The sequence below is a fragment of the Pedobacter namyangjuensis genome (assembly GCF_003313325.1).
GTDB classification, from domain to species: Bacteria; Bacteroidota; Bacteroidia; order Sphingobacteriales; family Sphingobacteriaceae; genus Pedobacter; species Pedobacter namyangjuensis.
Genome location: NZ_QMHQ01000024.1, coordinates 1 through 1,024, shown reverse-complemented (window position 1 = coordinate 1,024; position 1,024 = coordinate 1). Strand labels below are relative to the sequence as shown.

Sequence of the window (1,024 nt, the reverse complement as noted above, 5' to 3'; positions counted from 1 at the left end):
AATAAGTAATACGTTTTACGTTTGCATGGTCTACGTATAACGTATTACTTAAAACTAAAAACCATTTTATGGCAAGCATTTTCTCAAAAATAGTAGCGGGTGATATTCCTGCGCACAAAGTTGCTGAAACAGCAGATTATTTAGCTTTTCTGGATATTAGTCCGCTGGTTTATGGACATGTTTTAGTAATCCCTAAAAAAGAAGTGGATTACATTTTTGATTTGGATGATGATTTATACCAAGGCTTAATGTTGTTTGCCAAAAAGGTTGCCGAAGGAATTAAAAAAGCATTTCCTTGCGATAGAGTAGGAGTTGCTGTAATTGGATTGGAGGTTCCACATGCTCATGTACACCTGATTCCAATTAATACGATGAACGATATGAACTTCGCTAATCCAAAGCTAAAACTGAGCCAGGAAGAGTTAGCGGAGGTGGCTGCTAAAATAAAAGGAACTTTAAACTCCTAACACAATATTAGCGTCAATATTTAGCTTTTTGCTTATCTCTCTGGCTTTCTTTAATGTTGGTTCACTTTTGCCAGATAAATATTCACTAACTCTGGAAGGGCTTATATTCAAAAGCTTTGATAGTTTTTCTTGCGTTAAACCCATTTCAAACATTCTTAAGTTAATTACTTCAGCAAGTGTGGGTTGCTTAACTTCGTGATGGATTTGCTCATATTCATAAACCAAATCAGATAGTAAGTCAAGCTCAATGAAGTTTTTATCATCCTCAGGAGTGTCATTACCTACTACTTTTAATAGCTCTTCTATTCTTTGACAAGTAGCTGAATATTGCTTTTCTGTTTGAATTCCTTTTCCCATATCTCAAATAATTGAACAATCTTTTATTTTATCGTATTGCGAATGTGTCCCAATAAATCTGATGTAAACTTTTCTTGAAGCGAAAATTATAATAGCAATCAGTCTGTATTCATTCCCTCTGATGTTAAATACAAATCGACTATTCCCAACGCCATCGACACTTCCAAAGGTATTTTTCATGTCAGCGAAACAAGTCCAGT

General features: G+C 34.7%; 3 protein-coding genes. 1 reads left to right on the top strand and 2 read right to left on the bottom strand.

The features are described from left to right. Positions 1 to 68: 68 nt before the first annotated feature. Positions 69 to 467 (top strand): HIT family protein, encoded by a 399-nt coding sequence (locus tag DUT69_RS19070; RefSeq protein WP_113637251.1) that lies wholly within the window; start codon positions 69 to 71, stop codon positions 465 to 467. Here the strand turns inward: DUT69_RS19070 and DUT69_RS19065 are convergent. Both DUT69_RS19065 and DUT69_RS19060 read right to left on the bottom strand, forming a co-directional pair. Next, positions 456 to 824: a helix-turn-helix domain-containing protein gene (locus DUT69_RS19065; protein ID WP_113637252.1), complete on the bottom strand. Its 369-nt coding sequence runs from the start codon at positions 822 to 824 to the stop codon at positions 456 to 458. The two genes, DUT69_RS19070 and DUT69_RS19065, sit on opposite strands and share 12 nt — an antisense overlap. 3 nt (positions 825 to 827) lie before the next feature. Beyond that, positions 828 to 1,024: type II toxin-antitoxin system HigB family toxin (locus DUT69_RS19060; protein WP_162796365.1), on the bottom strand; the 197-nt coding region annotated here is incomplete at its 5' end.

What these genes read in the sequence shown, in the direction of transcription:
- DUT69_RS19070 (WP_113637251.1), top strand. Translation starts at nt 69, where the DNA reads ATGGCAAGCATTTTCTCAAAAATAGTAGCGGGTGATATTCCTGCGCAC.
- DUT69_RS19065 (WP_113637252.1), bottom strand. Translation starts at nt 824, where the DNA reads ATGGGAAAAGGAATTCAAACAGAAAAGCAATATTCAGCTACTTGTCAA.